16 protein-coding genes and 1 pseudogene are annotated in these 16380 nt (G+C 66.1%); 11 read left to right on the top strand and 6 right to left on the bottom strand.

The features are described 5' to 3' along the window. Positions 1 to 15: 15 nt before the first annotated feature. Together OKW40_RS15610 and pxpB are read right to left on the bottom strand one after the other, a co-directional pair. Positions 16 to 1068: a biotin-dependent carboxyltransferase family protein gene (locus tag OKW40_RS15610; protein ID WP_090802578.1), complete on the bottom strand. Its 1053-nt coding sequence runs from the start codon at positions 1066 to 1068 to the stop codon at positions 16 to 18. After that, entirely contained in the window at positions 1065 to 1718 is a 654-nt protein-coding gene (pxpB, locus tag OKW40_RS15605) for a 5-oxoprolinase subunit PxpB (RefSeq protein WP_184065831.1), read from the bottom strand. Before pxpB ends, OKW40_RS15610 begins: the two co-directional genes overlap by 4 nt. A 210-nt stretch (positions 1719 to 1928) precedes the next feature. On the opposite strand from pxpB, the gene OKW40_RS15600 reads away from it, so the two are divergent. Beyond that, a complete protein-coding gene (locus OKW40_RS15600) occupies positions 1929 to 2441 on the top strand; it encodes a winged helix DNA-binding protein (RefSeq protein ID WP_018418717.1) in 513 nt (170 codons plus the stop codon). A gap of 51 nt (positions 2442 to 2492) precedes the next feature. Here the strand turns inward: OKW40_RS15600 and OKW40_RS15595 are convergent, their stop codons facing one another. Continuing rightward, on the bottom strand, positions 2493 to 3092 hold the full coding sequence (locus OKW40_RS15595; protein WP_429490405.1) for a 5-formyltetrahydrofolate cyclo-ligase: 600 nt from the start codon (positions 3090 to 3092) through the stop codon (positions 2493 to 2495). A 20-nt stretch (positions 3093 to 3112) separates the two neighbouring features. Between OKW40_RS15595 and OKW40_RS15590 the strand changes: the two genes are divergently transcribed. The 4 genes and pseudogenes from OKW40_RS15590 to OKW40_RS15575 all read left to right on the top strand — a co-directional run bounded on the left by OKW40_RS15590 (position 3113) and on the right by OKW40_RS15575 (position 8027). Next, the gene (locus tag OKW40_RS15590) at positions 3113 to 5080 is read left to right on the top strand and encodes a lytic transglycosylase domain-containing protein (protein WP_187612720.1); all 1968 of its coding nucleotides are present in this window, start codon (positions 3113 to 3115) and stop codon (positions 5078 to 5080) included. A gap of 82 nt (positions 5081 to 5162) precedes the next feature. Continuing rightward, on the top strand, positions 5163 to 6116 hold the full coding sequence (locus OKW40_RS15585) for a complex I NDUFA9 subunit family protein (protein ID WP_090802583.1): 954 nt from the start codon (positions 5163 to 5165) through the stop codon (positions 6114 to 6116). A gap of 27 nt (positions 6117 to 6143) precedes the next feature. Next, positions 6144 to 6797, top strand: coding sequence for a glutathione S-transferase family protein (locus OKW40_RS15580; protein WP_429490403.1), 654 nt, complete (start codon positions 6144 to 6146; stop codon positions 6795 to 6797). Next, positions 6794 to 8027: pseudogene (locus OKW40_RS15575) on the top strand (multifunctional CCA addition/repair protein). Before OKW40_RS15580 ends, OKW40_RS15575 begins: the two are co-directional and overlap by 4 nt. 34 nt (positions 8028 to 8061) lie before the next feature. On the opposite strand, the gene OKW40_RS15570 reads toward OKW40_RS15575, so the two are convergent. Next, positions 8062 to 8256 (bottom strand): DUF2905 domain-containing protein, encoded by a 195-nt coding sequence (locus OKW40_RS15570; protein WP_018418711.1) that lies wholly within the window; start codon positions 8254 to 8256, stop codon positions 8062 to 8064. A gap of 31 nt (positions 8257 to 8287) precedes the next feature. Next, on the bottom strand, positions 8288 to 9490 hold the full coding sequence (locus tag OKW40_RS15565) for a class I SAM-dependent methyltransferase (protein ID WP_090805533.1): 1203 nt from the start codon (positions 9488 to 9490) through the stop codon (positions 8288 to 8290). A 13-nt stretch (positions 9491 to 9503) separates the two neighbouring features. Here OKW40_RS15565 and OKW40_RS15560 point away from each other — a divergent pair, with 13 nt between their 5' ends. The 6 genes from OKW40_RS15560 to OKW40_RS15535 all read left to right on the top strand — a co-directional run bounded on the left by OKW40_RS15560 (position 9504) and on the right by OKW40_RS15535 (position 15967). Then, the gene (locus OKW40_RS15560; protein ID WP_429335437.1) at positions 9504 to 10331 is read left to right on the top strand and encodes an SDR family oxidoreductase; all 828 of its coding nucleotides are present in this window, start codon (positions 9504 to 9506) and stop codon (positions 10329 to 10331) included. Positions 10332 to 10422: 91 nt separating this feature from the next. Beyond that, positions 10423 to 10818: a dihydroneopterin aldolase gene (locus OKW40_RS15555; RefSeq protein WP_090802589.1), complete on the top strand. Its 396-nt coding sequence runs from the start codon at positions 10423 to 10425 to the stop codon at positions 10816 to 10818. Between the two features lie 3 nt (positions 10819 to 10821). Further along, positions 10822 to 11823 carry a tRNA 2-thiocytidine(32) synthetase TtcA gene (gene ttcA, locus OKW40_RS15550; protein ID WP_090802590.1) on the top strand — a complete coding sequence of 334 codons (1002 nt, stop codon included), beginning with the start codon at positions 10822 to 10824 and terminating at the stop codon, positions 11821 to 11823. A 141-nt stretch (positions 11824 to 11964) separates the two neighbouring features. Next, positions 11965 to 13326 (top strand): bifunctional UDP-N-acetylglucosamine diphosphorylase/glucosamine-1-phosphate N-acetyltransferase GlmU, encoded by a 1362-nt coding sequence (gene glmU / locus OKW40_RS15545; RefSeq protein ID WP_429294082.1) that lies wholly within the window; start codon positions 11965 to 11967, stop codon positions 13324 to 13326. A gap of 59 nt (positions 13327 to 13385) precedes the next feature. Then, a complete protein-coding gene (gene glmS / locus OKW40_RS15540; protein ID WP_429490401.1) occupies positions 13386 to 15203 on the top strand; it encodes a glutamine--fructose-6-phosphate transaminase (isomerizing) in 1818 nt (605 codons plus the stop codon). Positions 15204 to 15367: 164 nt separating this feature from the next. Continuing rightward, positions 15368 to 15967 (top strand): rhomboid family intramembrane serine protease, encoded by a 600-nt coding sequence (locus OKW40_RS15535; protein WP_184065789.1) that lies wholly within the window; start codon positions 15368 to 15370, stop codon positions 15965 to 15967. Between the two features lie 51 nt (positions 15968 to 16018). Here the strand turns inward: OKW40_RS15535 and OKW40_RS15530 are convergent, their stop codons facing one another. After that, positions 16019 to 16279 (bottom strand): DUF6723 family protein, encoded by a 261-nt coding sequence (locus OKW40_RS15530; RefSeq protein ID WP_090805534.1) that lies wholly within the window; start codon positions 16277 to 16279, stop codon positions 16019 to 16021. Between the last annotated feature and the right edge of the window lie 101 nt (positions 16280 to 16380).

Here is a 16380-nt window from a genome sequence, read left to right as displayed (position 1 = left end):
TTCCTTTACTTAGTGTCACAGCGCCGCGAGCGCCACGCGGCGCGCGCAACGCTCTTCATGCATCGCGATCGCGGCGTCGATCTGCCGCAGATACGTGCGTTCTTCCAGCAAAGCCTGGCGCGCTTCGTAGGGCGTCGTCGGGATGAAACGGACAGCACCGTTCAGGCGCACCTGCGCGAGCTTCCACAGATCGGCCTGTATTACCGCGCCGATCTTCGGATAGCCGCCGGTGGTCTGCGCGTCGCTCATCAGCACGATCGGCTGACCGTTCGGGGGCACCTGGATCGTGCCGGGCAGTACCGCGTGCGACAGCAGGTCAGTCTTGTGCGTGCGCTTCAGCTCGGTGCCGGCAAGGCGATAGCCCATGCGGTTGCTGTTCGGCGTCACGAGCCACTCGTCGGACCAGAACGACTGCTGTGCATCCGCGGTGAAGCTGTCGTATTCGGGGCCGCGCAGCACGCGGATCGGTATGGCCCACGGCACGCCCGACGGATGACGACCGCGCCGCAGCGGCTCGTTGACCAGCACGAACTTGCACCAGGCGGGCGCCTTCACGCCGAACTCGGGCGCCTCGGGCGTGAAGCCGAGGTGGCCGCGCTGCTGCGGCGCGCCGACCGGCAGACGGTCGCCGTCGTTGAGCGCGCGGCCGCCGAGTCCGCCGAAATGGCCGGCAAGGTCGGTGCTGCGCGAGCCGAGCATCGGCAGCACGTCGATGCCGCCCGCCACGCAGACATAGCCGCGCATGCCGCGCTTCGCCGCGTGCAGCACGAGCTCCTGGCCGGCCTGCACGGGCAGACTCCAAAACGAATAGACGGGTTTGCCGTCGAGCGTCGCGCCGAACTCGGTGCCGGTGATCGCGACGCGCGTCGCGCGCAAAAAGCGCAGCGCGGTCGGGCCGAAGGTGATTTCGAGGCCGGCCGCGTCGGGGCGGTTGCCGACCAGCCGGTTGCCGACTTCGAGCGACAGCCGGTCGAGCGCCCCCCCCATCGCGACGCCGAGATGCCGATAGCCGTGGCGGCCGAGGTCCTGGATCGTGGTCTGGAGACCCGCGCGGATCACGTCGATCATGCGTGCATCCCCGCGATCGTGAAGCGCACCCGGTCGCCGGGCTGCAGCAGCGTGGGCGGACGGCGCGCCGGATCGAACAGCGGCACCTCGGTGCGGCCGATCAGCTGCCAGCCGCCCGGCGACACCGCCGGATAGATGCCAGTCTGCTCGCCGCCGATGCCGACCGAGCCCGCCGGCACCTCGAGCCGCGGCGACGCGCGGCGCGGCGTGTGCAGCGCGGTGTCGAGCCCACCCATATAGGCGAAGCCGGGCTGGAAGCCGAGAAAGAACACCACGTAGACGCCGCCCGCATGACGTTCGACGACCTCGCGCGCGCTCAAGCCCGTATGTTCGGCGACCGCCTGCAGATCGGGGCCGAATGCGCCGCCGTACTGCACTGCAATCTCGACGTCGCGCCCGGGCGCCACGGCTTTGGCCGCTGCGTTCCAGGCCGTCAGCAACTGCTCGCCGAGCGCGTCGGCGTCGGTCGAGAGCGGGTCGAACACGAGCGTCAGATTGTTCATGCCGGGCACGACTTCGAGCACCTGCGGCCAGTCGCGCGCGGCTTCGGCCGCAGCCCACACGCGCTGCTGGCACTCCAGCGTGGCGGGCGGCGGCGCTTCGCAGACGAGCGCGGCATCGCCGAGGGGAAAAATTCGTGGTTGGCTCATGACTGGGCGGCCCGGATCGAGTCGGAGGATGAGGCGGACAGCGCGGTGCGTTGGCGCATGCCCGGCACGGAGTCGGCGACGTTTGGAGCGTACATTATCAATAAAATATTGACGATTTACCAATAAGCGTTTTTGCCAGGCTCGTCGGTGGCGAGCATCGTCGTACACTTGCGACACTTTTCCAGCCCATTTTCGTCACGGGAACCTCGTATGACGCGTCATCCCACCAAGATCGTTTCGTCGGAACATCTCGTCTCCGAGAGCAGCGCGGAACTCTCGGAACTCGAATACGCGCTGATCATGGCAGGCAATGCGTTCAACCGCTGGATGGTGCGCTGCATGTCGGCGGCCGGCGACAAGGACATGACCGCGATCGAAGTGTCGCTGCTGCACCACGTGAGCCATCGCGAACGCCGCAAGAAGCTCGCGGACATCTGCTTCGTGCTGAACATCGAGGACACGCACGTCGCGACGTACGCGTTGAAAAAGCTCGTAGCTAGAGGGTACGTAAAAAGCGAAAAGACCGGCAAGGAAGTGTTCTTTTCCGCAACCGACGCGGGCCGCGAACTATGCCTGAAGTATCGCGAGGTGCGCGAAAACTGCCTGATCTCGACGCTCAAGGAAAGCGGCCTGACCAACCAGCAGATCGGCGAGGCCGCGCAGTTGATGCGCAATGCGTCGGGCCTGTACGACACGGCGGCGCGCGCGGCGGCTTCACTGTAACGACGAAACACCGCGCAAGCGCCGGCGCGTCACACGCCGCGCATCGCGCGTTCAGCCCGGCAGCGCCGGATGAAACCCCGCCTCTGTGACGATCAGATCGAGCGCAATGTCATGCGCCTCGCGTTCCAGCGTGTCGGTGCGGCACGCTTCGTAGGCGATGCCGACCGTGATCGGCTTGTGCGCCGCCGGCCAGCCGGCCAGCGTGCGGTCGTAATAGCCGCCGCCGTAGCCGAGGCGGTAGCCGTCCGAGTCGAAACCCACGCAGGGCACGAACAGCAGCTCGGGCAGCACCACGCGCCCCGAGGTGGGCTCGGCAATCTTGTGATGGCCGACTTTCATCGGCGTCGCGGGCGTCCAGGCATGGAATTCGAGCGCCATGCCACGTTCTTTAATGATTGGCAGACTGGCTTCGTGGTGCGAGTCCGCGGCAAGCCAGAGCGCAATCGCGCCGCGCGCGTCGAACTCGCCGGCAAGCGGCCAGTAGAATCCCGCGCTGCGTACCGCGTAGTGCTTCAGCGCGTCGAGCATCCGACGCCCGAGCGCGGCATTCTTCGCCGGCTCGGAAGCCGCTTGCAGACGGCTTTCCAGCAACCTCCGGCGCAGCGCCTTTTTCGTTGCCGGGACAGGGTTGCATGCTATGCTTGGGTCCAATTCGCGCTCCAGAAACAACGATGTCAAAACGCCTTTTTCGAGTATATCGCGCGGCCAGTATCGCGCTTGCCGCAGCGGCACTCGTGGCCTGCAGCACTGCCTCGGCCGTCAAGCCCCTTCCGATCTCGCAACTCACGAACGACGACCAGATTTTCGTCCAGCTTCGCGAAGCCTCGCGTACTAACGACGCGGCGCGCGCAGCCCAGCTCGCGAGCATGATCCCGAATTATCCGGCGCCCTCGTATCTGGAGTACTTCCAGATCAAGCCGCAGCTGTTCGATTCGACCGGCCATGCGCGCATCGACGCGCCGGACGCGCCCGTGCTCGCGTTCCTGCAGAAGTACGACGGCCAGGCGATCGCCGATCGCATGCGCAACGACTACCTGACGGTGCTCGGCACGCGTCACGACTGGCGCAACTTCGACCAGCAGTACGCGAAGTTCGTGCTCGACGACGACACTCAGGTCAAGTGCTACGCGCTCGAATCGCGCGCGTCGCGCGGCGAGAACGTCGCGGACGCGGCGCGCGCGCTGCTCGTCGAGCCGAAGTGGTACGGCGACGGCTGCGTCGATCTGATCACGGTGCTCGGCGTGAACCACCAGTTCAGCGCCGACGACATCTGGGCGCAAATTCGTCTCGCGTACGAGCAGAACTACACGAGCACCGGCAGCAAGCTCGTCGACGCGCTCGGCGACCAGCCGCCCGACCCGGTGCTGTTCAGCCAGGCGACCAATGCGCCGCCGCTATTGCTCGCGCGCGGCGTCGGACCGGATGCGCAATCGCATCAACTGGCGCTGCTCGCCATCACGCGCATGGCGCGCAACGATCCGGCCATGGCCGCGGCCACGTTCGCGTCGGTCGCGCCGTCGCTGAATTCGCCGGAGCGCGCGATCGGCTGGGGCACGATCGGCTATCAGGGCGCGCTCAAGCAGATGCCTGGCGCGGTCGACTGGTTCCGGCTGTCGGCCAACGCGCCGCTGTCGAATCCCGCGTATGAATGGCGCACACGCAGCGCGCTACTCGCAGGCGACTGGAACATGGTGCGCTGGTCGATCGAGCAGATGCCCGAGTCGCTGCGCAAGCAACCGTCGTGGGTGTACTGGCACGCGCGCGCGCTGAAGCAGGCCGGCGACACGGCTACGGCCAGTCAGGAATTCCAGTCGATCGCGTCGAACTTCAACTTCTACGGCCAGCTCGCGCTCGAAGAGCTCGGCCAGAAGATCACCGTGCCGCCGAAAACCACCGTGACCGACGCCGAAGTGCAGCAAGCCGGCACCACGCCGGGCTTCGGTCTCGCGCAGCGCTTCTATGGGCTGAACCTGCGGCTCGAAGGCAATCGCGAGTGGAACTGGCCGTTGCGCAACATGTCCGACCGGCAACTGCTCGCCGCCGCCGAGTACGCGCGCCGCATCGAGCTGTACGACCGCACCGTCAACACCGCGGACCGCACGAAGAGCGAGCACGATTTTTCGCTGCGCTATCTATCGCCGTTTCGCAACATCGTCGAGCAGGACGCGCAGTCGAGCGGGCTCGACGTCGAGTGGGCGTACGGGCTGATTCGCCAGGAGTCGCGCTTCATCATCAACGCGCGCTCTGAGGTCGGCGCGGGCGGACTGATGCAGCTGATGCCCGCCACCGCGCAACTGGTCGCGAAGAAGATCGGTCTGGGACCGGTGTCGCGCGAGCAGATGAACGACATCAACACCAACATCCTGCTCGGCACGAACTACCTGGCGATGATCTACAATCAGTTCGACGGGTCCGCCGTGCTGGCCACCGCTGGCTACAACGCAGGTCCGGGCCGTCCGCGCAACTGGCGGCAGTCGCTGCAGCGCCCGGTCGAAGGCGCGGTCTTCGCCGAGACGATTCCGTTTCAGGAAACTCGTGACTACGTGAAAAATGTGTTGTCCAACACGGTCTACTACGCGGCATTGTTCGAAGGCCGTCCGCAATCGCTGAAGGCGCGCCTGGGTTACATCGCACCGTAAGCGCCTTGGCGCCGCAATCTCGCTTCGAGGTTGCGGCGCGCTTCGCCAGCCGTTGCCGCGGCTTCCATCAGGGAGTCGAAAAATGCGACATCAAGCCATCGCGGTCATCGGCGGTTCAGGGTTTATCGGCAGCTACCTCGTCAACGCGCTCGTCGAGACGGGCAAGGACGTGCGCGTCGCCACACGGCGACGCTACAACGCGCGCCATCTGACCATGCTGCCGATCGACGTGCTCGAAACCGACGTGTTCGATCCGGTGCAACTCGCGCGCTTCGTCGAGGGCGCCGATTGCGTAATCAATCTCGTCGGTATCCTGAACGGCAAACGCGGCAAGCCCTATGGGCGGGAGTTCGCGCATGCGCACGTCGAGCTGCCGACGCGCATCGTCGCCGCCTGCGAAGGCAAGGGCGTGCATCGGCTGATTCATCTGAGCGCGCTAGGCGCCAATCCGAACGGCCCGAGCATGTATTCGCGCTCGAAGGCCGACGGCGAGAAAGCCGTGCATGCGGCCAACGTCGCGTGGACGATCTTCCGGCCGTCGGTCGTGTTCGGACCCGAGGACGCGTTTCTGAACAAGTTCGCGTTCCTGCAGCGCGTGTTTCCGGCCATTCCGCTCGCGATGCCGGACGCGCAGTTCCAACCGGTCTATGTCGGCGACGTCGCGAAGGCGATCGTCAACGTGCTCGATCTCGATGGCGCGAGCGGCCGCACCTACGAGCTCGGCGGTCCGACCGTCTACACGCTCGAAGACCTGGTTTCGTACTGCGGCGACGTGATCGGCAAGCATGCGCGCATCATCCGTCTGCCCGAGCCGCTCGCGCGCCTGCAGGCGTTGAGCTTCGAAATGGCGCCGGGCGAACCGGTGATTTCGCGCGACAATCTCGATTCGATGAAGGTTGCCAACATTCTGAGCGGGCCGCTCGCGCCCGAGCTCGGACTCGAACCGGTCAGCATCGAAGCGATCGTGCCGACGTACCTGACCGGTGCTGCCTCGGGTTCGCGACTCGACACATTCCGCGCCAACGCCGGGCGCTGAAGCCTTTCCCTCTACCTGATAACAAATATGAAACTGCTGATTGGTGACAAGAACTATTCGTCGTGGTCGATGCGTCCGTGGCTGCTGCTCACGCACTTCGGCATTCCGTTCGACGAGGAACTGATCCTGCTGTACGAAGCGGACACGAATGCGAAGATCCGCGCTCAGGCGCCGCGCGGACCGGGCAAGGTGCCGTGCCTGATCGACGACGCCGGGCAGGCCGTGTGGGATTCGCTGGCGATCGCCGAAACGCTCGCCGAGCGCTTCCCGCAACACGCGCTGTGGCCGCGAGACGCGGCGGCGCGCGCGCATGCGCGCAGCGTCAGCGCCGAGATGCATGCGGGGTTCGGCGAGTTGCGCTCGAAGATGTGGATGAACATCCGAGCGTCGTTCCCGGGCAAGAACGCGACGCCGGGCGCGCTCGCCGATATCGCGCGGATCGAGACGATCTGGTGCGACTGCCTCGAGACCTACGGCGGTCCGTTCCTGTTCGGCGAATTCGGCATTGCCGACGCGATGTTCGCGCCGGTCGCGATGCGCTTCAACACGTGGAAGCCGGCGTTGTCGGAGACCGCAGCCGCCTATGTCGAGCGGCTCACCGAGCTGCCCGCGGTCAATGCATGGATCGACGCCTCGCGCCGCGAAACGCACGCGATCGCCTATCAAGACGAATGCCCATGAATATCTATGCAGTAGGTGGCGCGGTCCGCGACGAGCTGCTCGGCGTGCCGGTGCAGGACCGCGACTACGTGGTGGTGGGAGCAACACCCGAGCAGATGGTCGCGCAGGGCTATCGGCCGGTGGGCAAGGACTTTCCGGTATTCCTGCATCCGCAGACGCAGGAGGAGTACGCGCTCGCGCGCACCGAGCGCAAGACGGCGGCCGGCTATCACGGCTTCCAGTTTTTCTATGCGCCCGACGTGACGCTCGAAGAAGACCTCGCGCGCCGCGATCTGACGATCAACGCGATGGCGCGCGAGGTGCGCCCGGACGGCGAGCTGACCGGCCCCGTCATCGATCCGTTCAACGGCCAGGCTGACTTGCAGGCGCGGCTTTTTCGCCATGTCAGCGCCGCGTTCCTCGAAGATCCGGTGCGGATTCTGCGCATCGCGCGTTTCGCGGCGCGTTTCGTCGATTTCACGGTCGCGCCGGAAACGCTGGCGCTGATGCGCGAGATGGTCGCCGACGGCGAAGCCGATGCGCTGGTGGCCGAGCGCGTGTGGCAGGAGGTGTCGCGCGGGTTGATGGAGAAGAAAGCCGTCGCGGATGTTCGGCGTGCTGCGCGACTGCGGCGCGCTCGCGCGGATTCTGCCGGAGATCGACGCGCTGTTCGGCGTGCCGCAGCGCGCCGACTATCACCCCGAGGTCGATACCGGTGTCCACGTGATGATGGTGCTGGACCATGCCGCGCAGCAGGGCTACGCGCTGCCGGTGCGCTTCGCGGCGCTGACGCACGACCTCGGCAAGGCGACCACGCCGGAGGACCTGCTGCCGCGGCACATCGGCCACGAGGGCCGCAGCGTCGATCTGCTGAAGCCGCTGTGCGAGCGGCTGCGCGTGCCGAACGAGTGCCGCGATCTGGCGGTGCTGGTCGCGCGCGAGCACGGCAATATTCATCGCGTGATGGAGATGGGGGCGGCGGCTCTGGTGCGCCTGCTCGAGCGCAGCGACGCGATCAGGAAGCCGGCGCGCTTCGCCGAGGCGCTGCAGGCCTGCGAGTCGGATGCACGCGGGCGGCTCGGCCTCGAGATGAGCGAGTACCCGCAGGCCGAGCGGCTGAGGCTTGCACTGGTGGCCGCGCGAGGCGTGGATGCAGGGGCAGTGGCGCAGCGGCTCGCCGATGCGCCGGCCGGCATCAAGGACGCCGTGCATGAGGAGCGCGTGCGTGCGGTAGAGGCTGCGCTGGCTTGAAGTCGCGCGGGCGTAAAGTAGCGCGCGACGGCGCCTACAACACCCGCGCCAACAGCGACAACAGCATCGACAGCACCAGCGTCGACATGAACGGAAACGGATACTCGCGGCCGAACAGCCGCAAGGTCACATCGCCGGGCATCCGGCCGATGCCGAGCTTCCTCAGCCACGGCCAGCACGACGACAGCACCGCGACGGCAACGAAGGTAGTCAAAAGCCAGCGAATCATCGCGAGTCCTCGAGCCAGAGCGGATTCACGATCACAGCGTATGCGAACGATCGCCGCTCGAAAAGGCGCGCAGCGTATCGTCGAGTCCGCGCGAAAACGCGATCACCTTGAAGAGCTCGCCCATCTCCGCCTCGGACAGCAGCTTCTGTACCGCGTTGGCGGCGGGAAGAAAGCGCGCGGCGTCGGCGGGATCGATTTCGCCGAGCACCTCGGTGACGCCCGCGTTCAGCAGGAAGCGCGCTTGCGATGTGAAGCCGAGCAGGTCCGCGCCGGTCTCGACGCCCGCCTCGGCGATGCCGGTGAATTCGACGTGCGCAGTGATGTCCTGCAGACCGGGGTACAGGAACGGGTCGCCGTGCGCGCGGTGCCGGTAGTGGCACATCAGCGTGCCCTGCGCGCGCTGGTCGTGGTAGTACTCGTGGCGCGGAAAACCGTAGTCGATCAGCAAGATCGCGCCGCGCGCTAGCATCGTGCAGATGGTGCGCGTGAAGGCGCGCGCGGCTTCGTGCGTTTCTGTCACGTAGTCGTCGCCGGCCGGTTCGCGGGTCGCATCGATTTCGGTCAGCAGCGCGAGGTCCGCGGCGGCCGCGACGGGGCGGTCGTCGAACGCGAAGGCGCCGTCGCGCCACACCACGCCGCGCTCGCGCCAGACACCGCCGTTTTGCGCGAAGAGCCGCACCGGCATCGCATCGAGCACCTCGTTGCCGATCACCACGCCTTCGAAGCGCTGCGGCAACGCGTCGAGCCAGCGCACTTTCGCGAGCAGCGCGGGCGCGGCCGCCGCGATCGTTTCGCGCTGCCGCTCGCGCAGCTCACCCGATAGATCGATGATCGAATAGCTGTCGAACCCGGCGCCGAGCGTGTCGAGCGCATTGAGCAAGCCCGCGGCGAGCTTGCCGGTGCCGGCGCCGAACTCCATCACATCGCGCGTGCCACTCGCCTCCAACGCTTCGGCGAGCGGGCGCGCGAGCGTCGCCGCGAACAGCGGCGACAATTCCGGCGCGGTGACGAAGTCGCTGCCGTCGTCGGCGCGCAGGCCGAATTTACGCGCACCGCCGCTGTAGTAGCCGAGACCCGGCGCGTACAACGCGCGCTCCATGTAGCGGTCGAACGGCAGCCAGCCGCCGGCCGCGTCGAGCTGCGCGCGGATCTCGGCGACGAGCGCGTCGGACTGCGCGAGCGCGCTCGGGCCGGGAGCAGGTAAACTATCGGGTTGGTGAGCTTTGGGATTCATCCCCGCATTGTAAATGACCGTTTCTCCGGACATCGCTGCCCGCGCGGCTGAACTGCCGCCCGAAACGCCCCGCGTCGTGCTGATTACGGGCGCCGCGCGCCGCATCGGGCGCGCGCTCGCCCTCGGCTTCGCCGCGCGCGGCTGGGACGTGGCCGTGCACTACGGTGCCTCGCGTGAGGACGCCGACGACGTGGTCGCGCAGATCGTCGCGCTGGGCCGCCGCGCGGTCGCGCTGCACGCCGAGCTCGGCGACGAGGCGCAGGTCGCCCGGCTGCTGCCGGACTGTGCCGCTGCGCTCGGGCGGCCGTCGTGCATCGTCAATAACGCGTCGCGCTTCGAGGAAGACACGGCGCGCGACGTCGGCTACGAGCTGCTGCTGAAGCTGACCGCGATGAACGTCGGCGCGCCGCTCGTGCTCGCGCGCATGCTTTACGACGCGACGCCCGATGCGGCGTTGCGCGACGAAAGCCAGCGCGGCGTCGTCATCAATGTGCTGGATCAGAAGCTGTACAACATGAACCCGGACTATCTGTCGTACACGCTGTCGAAGGCGGCGCTGCAGACCGCGACGGTCGCGCTCGCTCAGGCGCTCGCGCCGAAGCTCCGGGTGGTCGGGCTCGCGCCCGGGCTGACCATGCAATCGGGCGACCAGACCCAGCACGGGTTCGAGGCCGCTCACCGTATGACGCCTCTTGGCCGTGCGTCGCGGCCCGAGGATATCGTCGCCGCCGCGCTGTATCTCGCGGATGCAGCCGGCGTTACCGGAACGACGCTGGTGGTCGACGGCGGGCAGCATCTCGTGCCGCTGCCGCGCGACGTGATGTTTTTGACGGGCGCCTGACACGCGCGCGTGGCCGGCCTTCGAGGCGGTCATCGCGCGTGGCGAAGCGCCCCTTTGCGTGCCCCGCACGCTTTTTTGGACTGGAACGAACATGTTTGCCGCTCTTTCGCACCCCCGGCTCGCCGATTGCCGCCGGCTTTTTCTGCGCAATTACGAAGTGCACATCAATATCGGCGTGCACGACTTCGAAAAGCGCGGCGAGCAGCGCGTCGTGATCAACGTCGAACTGTTCGTGCCGCTCGCGATGTCCACGCCGGTGCACGACAAGCTCACCGAAGTCGTCGACTACGACTTCATGCGCTCGACGATCGCGAGGCGCGTCTCGCAAGGCCATATTCATCTGCAGGAAACGCTGTGCGACGACCTCGTGCGCGCGATGCTCGAACATCCGCAGGTGCGCGGCGCGCGCGTGTCGACCGAAAAGCCGGACGTGTATCCGGACTGCGATGCGGTCGGCGTCGAAGTCTTCCGCATCAAGGAGGACTGAGCGATGAACGCACCGGAAATCCTGACCGCAGACAACGAAGCCGCTGACGCCACCGCGGCACCGAGCGCCGCCCGCGCCCCGAAATCGCCGCTCACGCGCCGCGAGCAGAAGGAAGCGTACGAGAACAACAAGCTCTTCAAGCGTCTCGCGCGCCAGGTCGGCCAGGCGATCGGCGACTACAACATGATCGAGGACGGCGACAAGGTGATGGTGTGCCTGTCGGGCGGCAAGGACAGTTACGCGATGCTCGAGATCCTGATGCGGCTGCGCGAGCGCGCGCCGATCAATTTCGACATCGTCGCGGTAAACCTCGACCAGAAGCAGCCGGGCTTCCCCGAGCACGTGCTGCCCGAGTATCTGACCCAGCTCGACATCCCGTTTCACATCGAGAATCAGGACACCTACAGCATCGTCAAGCGGCTCGTGCCGGAGGGCAAGACCACCTGTTCGCTGTGCTCGCGGCTGCGGCGCGGCATCCTGTATCGCGTCGCCGGCGAGCTCGGCGCGACCAAGATCGCGCTCGGCCATCATCGCGACGACATCCTGCAAACGCTGCTGCTGAACCTGTTCTACGGCGGCAAGTTGAAGGGCATGCCGCCCAAGCTGCAATCGGACGACGGCAAGAACATCGTGATCCGGCCGCTCGCCTACGTGAAGGAAACCGATCTGGAGAAGTACGCCGAGCTGCGTGAATTCCCGATCATTCCGTGCAATCTGTGCGGTAGCCAACCAAACCTTAAGCGCGCGGAAATGAAGGCGCTGGTCCGCGACTGGGAAAAGCGTTTCCCGGGCCGCATCGAGAACATGTTCAATGCGTTGTCGAACGTGGTGCCGTCGCATCTGATGGATCACCAGCTGTTTGCGTTCGCGGGGCTGCGCGCGAGCGGCGAAGCCGACCCGCAAGGTGACATCGCGTTCGACGAAGAACCATGCTCGAGCGGCGACGAAGGCGCGCCGCTCACCAGTGCGAAGACCATTTCGCTGGTCCAGTTCGACGACCTGTAACGAGCGAAAAGTGCCTGTTCCGGCGGCATTCCGGCGCTTTTCCGCTGGCTTGCAGGCCCTGCCGAGGCCGCGTCTGCGGCCTTTTTTGCAGGTGCAGCATGATAGAATCGTCCGCTCCAAACTCGTCTATTTGCCGACGCCATGAACATCGTCATTTTGGCGGCAGGTACCGGCAAGCGCATGCGGTCCGCGCTTCCCAAGGTGCTCCATCCTCTGGCCGGCCGGCCGCTCCTCGCTCATGTCATCGACACCGCCCGCGCGCTGAAGCCCGCCCGCCTGATCGTCGTGATCGGCCACGGCGCCGAAGCCGTGCGCGAAGCCGTCGCGGCGCCCGATATCCAGTTCGCGGTGCAGGAGCAACAGCTCGGCACCGGCCACGCGGTGCAGCAGGCGCTGCCGCTGCTCGATCCATCGTTGCCCACGCTGGTGCTTTATGGCGACGTGCCGCTCACGCGTGCGCAAACGCTGCGCGCACTGACCGGGCGTGCCGGCCAGGACGGTTACGGCGTGCTCACCGTCACGCTCGACGACCCGACCGGTTACGGCCGCATCGTGCGCGATCAGCACGGCAACGTGCAACGCATCGTCGAGCAGAAGGACGCGAGTCCCGAGCAGCTGAAGATCGCCGAAATCAACACCGGCATCATCGTCGCGCCGACCGCGCGCCTTGCCGGCTGGCTCGCGGCGCTCAAAAACGACAACGCGCAAGGCGAGTTCTATCTGACCGACGCGGTCGAAATGGCGATCGAAGCCGGCCTCGAAGTCGTCACCACGCAGCCCGACGACGAGTGGGAAACGCTCGGCGTCAACAGCAAGCAGCAGCTCGCCGAGCTCGAGCGGATTCATCAGCGCAATGTCGCCGACGCACTACTCGTCGCGGGCGTGACGCTCGCCGACCCGGCGCGCGTCGACGTGCGCGGCACGCTCGAATGCGGCCGCGACGTGTCGATCGACGTCAACTGCGTGTTCGAAGGCCGTGTGACGCTGGCCGACAACGTCAGCATCGGGCCGAACTGCGTGATTCGCAACGCGAGTATCGGCGCCGGTACGCGCGTCGATGCGTTCACGCACATCGAAGGCGCGGAAGTCGGCGCGAAGGCCGTTGTCGGTCCATATGCGCGCTTGCGCACAGGCGCGGCGCTGCAGGACGAGTCTCATGTAGGGAACTTCGTCGAGATCAAGAACGCGGTGCTCGGTCATGGCTCGAAGGCCAACCACCTCACCTACATCGGCGATGCGGATGTCGGCGCGCGCGTGAATATCGGCGCGGGCACGATCACCTGCAACTACGACGGCGCCAACAAATTCCGCACCGTGATCGAGGACGACGTGTTCGTCGGCTCGGACACGCAACTGGTCGCACCGGTGCGCGTGCAGCGCGGCGCGACGATCGCGGCCGGCACCACGGTGTGGAAGGACGTCGCCGCCGACGCGCTGGTGTTGAACGATAAAACCCAGACGAGCAAGACGGGCTACGTGCGCCCTGTCAAAAAGAAAAGCTGATCGATACGGCGTGCCCACGAGGCGCGCTCACTGAATCCGGCACTGAAAAGGAATACACCATGTGCGGCATTGTCGGCGCGGTTGCGCAACGTAATATCGTTCCCGTCCTGATCGAAGGACTGCGACGCCTCGAATATCGCGGCTACGATTCGTGCGGCGTCGCCGTGCTCGGCGCTCGCGGGCCGAGCCGCGCGCGCAGCGTCGCGCGCGTGGCCGACCTCGAAGGCCAGGTGCGCGACGGTCGCCTCGAAGGCGTGACGGGCATCGCGCATACACGCTGGGCCACGCATGGCGCACCGGTCACCGACAACGCGCACCCGATCTTCTCGCGGGATGCGCTGGCGTTGGTACACAACGGCATCATCGAAAACTACGAGACCTTGCGCGAAATGCTGCGCGGCAAGGGTTACGAGTTCGTCTCGCAGACCGACACCGAGGTTATCGCGCACCTGGTCCATAGCCTGTATCGCGGCGACCTGTTCGCCGCGGTGCGCGAGGCGATCGCGCAACTGCACGGCGCGTATGCGATCGCGGTGCTGCACGAGGATCAGCCGCATACGGTGGTCGGCGCGCGCCAGGGCTCGCCGCTCGTGGTCGGACTCGGGGACGGCGAAAACTTCCTCGCATCGGACGCGCTCGCGCTCGCAGGCAGCACCGAGCGCTTCATCTTCCTCGAGGAAGGCGACGTCTGCGAACTGTCGCTCGATGGCGTGCGCATCGCCGATCGCCAGGGCGAGGCCGCGCAACGCGAGGTGCGCCAGGTGGCCGCCTATGGCGGCGCGGTCGAACTCGGCCCGTATCGCCACTTCATGCAGAAGGAAATCTTCGAGCAGCCGCGCGCGATCACCGACACGATTCCGCAGCCCGACGCGTTCGATGCGTCGATCTTCGGCGAGGGCGCGCGCCAGGTGTTCGCGGACATCGACAGCCTGCTGATTCTCGCGTGCGGCACCAGCTACTACTCGGGGCTCACCGCCAAGTACTGGCTCGAATCGCTCGCGAAGATTCCGACTCAGGTCGAGATCGCGAGCGAGTATCGCTATCGCGAGTCGGTGCCGAATCCGAAGTCGCTGGTGGTGGTGATTTCGCAGTCGGGCGAAACCGCCGACACGCTCGCGGCACTCAAGCACGCGCAGGAGCTCGGCCACAAGCACACGCTCGCGATCTGCAACGTCGGCACGAGCGCGATGGTGCGGCAGACCGAGTTGTCGTTCCTCACGCACGCGGGCCGCGAGATCGGCGTCGCGTCGACCAAGGCATTCACGACGCAGCTGGTTGCGCTGTTCACGCTGGCGGCAACGCTCGCGAAGCTGCGCGGACGTTTGAACGACGAGCAGGAAGCGAGTTATCTGAAGCAGTTGCGCCACCTGCCGGCGGCGCTCAACAGCGTGCTCGCGCTGGAGCCGCAGATCATCGCGTGGTCGGAGGAGTTTTCGCGCAAGGAACATGCGTTGTTCCTCGGACGCGGCATGCACTATCCGATCGCGCTCGAAGGCGCGCTGAAGCTCAAGGAGATTTCGTATATCCACGCCGAGGCGTATCCGGCTGGCGAGCTGAAGCACGGGCCGCTGGCGCTCGTGACCGAAGCGATGCCGGTGGTGACGGTCGCGCCGAACGACGCGCTGCTCGAAAAGCTGAAGTCGAACATCCAGGAAGTGCGCGCGCGCGGCGGCGAGCTCTATGTGTTCGCCGATGCCGATACGAAGATCGTCAACGGCGAAGGGCTGCATGTGATCCGGATGCCAGAGCACTATGGCTTGCTGTCGCCGATCCTGCACGTCGTGCCGCTGCAGTTGCTCGCGTATCACACCGCTTGTGCGCGTGGCACGGATGTGGATAAGCCGCGGAACCTGGCGAAGTCGGTGACGGTGGAGTGACGAAGACGTAGCGGCAAACCGCGCGCCGCAAGCTCATGCAATCAGCCGCGCCGCCATGCGGTCCGGCGGACGAAACACCATCGGCATCTGTCTTGCCACGATGCCTCGACGTGACGACGCCACATCGACTACCCTCTGTCGACATCCCATGTGGCCTCGTCATCATGAAGACCTCACCTCCCAACACGCTAACCGAAAAGCTGAAGTCACGCGTCGTGCTAATCGCGCTGTTCGTCGGTTCGATGTGGGCGGTGTTCTTTCTGTCGGTTGCGTTGCCGTTCCTGCATCTGAACGAACACGGCGTCGTGCCGCGTTCGCTCGACGGCTTGCAGGGCATCCTGTTCGCGCCGTGGCTGCATGCGAGCGTCGGACACATCGCCGCCAACACCAGCGGGCTCGTCGTACTCGGCTGGCTGTGTACGTGGCCGAACATCGCCGGCTTCTGGCGCGCGACCATCGGCGCGATGCTCGGCGCCGGTCTTTGCGCGTGGCTATTCGGCGCGCCGTATTCGGTGCATATCGGCGCGAGCGGGCTGGTGTTCGGCTATGCGGGTCACCTGGTTGCGCGTGGTTACTACACGCGCAATCTCGTGTCGATCCTCGTGGCCCTGGTCGTCGTCAGCAGCTACGGTCTGAGCCTGCTGTTCGGCGTACTGCCGATCTATCCGGATGTGTCGTGGCAGAGCCATGTCGGCGGCGTGCTCGGAGGTGTGCTCGCCGCGCGTGCGGGGGCCGGCGCGGCAAACCGGGTACGCGTGCGCTGACCCACCCGCATTTTTTCGCCTATCGGCTTATCGCCGGGTGATCGACGAATCCTACAACTCCGGCCGCGCCAGATCGCTCGCGACGATGTGTTCGCCATACACCTGCGCGGCCGCGAGCGCTTCGAGTCGGCTCGCGTGTGGGCCCAGTTCGGGCGCGCCATCGAATGGAAACAGCACGCGGCCGTCGGTCGTGCGCACCACCTTCAATACGCCGAAGAAGCGCCGGTAGCCGGCCATTTTCGCGCTCGCCGAAATCTCGAAGTCGTCCTCCGAGGTGCCCGGGACGCTGGGAATAAACGCGGTCTTGCTCATAGCTGAAAACATCGGTTGTTCGTTGAGGCGGCGCGCAACGATGCGCGCGGCCGACGCGCATTGTCTCAAATCGTCGCGAAGCGTGAATCGAGTCGGCAACC

Source organism: Paraburkholderia sp. RAU6.4a, from assembly GCF_050435625.1.
In the GTDB taxonomy this organism is placed as follows: Bacteria; Pseudomonadota; Gammaproteobacteria; order Burkholderiales; family Burkholderiaceae; genus Paraburkholderia; species Paraburkholderia tuberum.
This window is presented reverse-complemented; position numbering and strand designations above follow the sequence as displayed.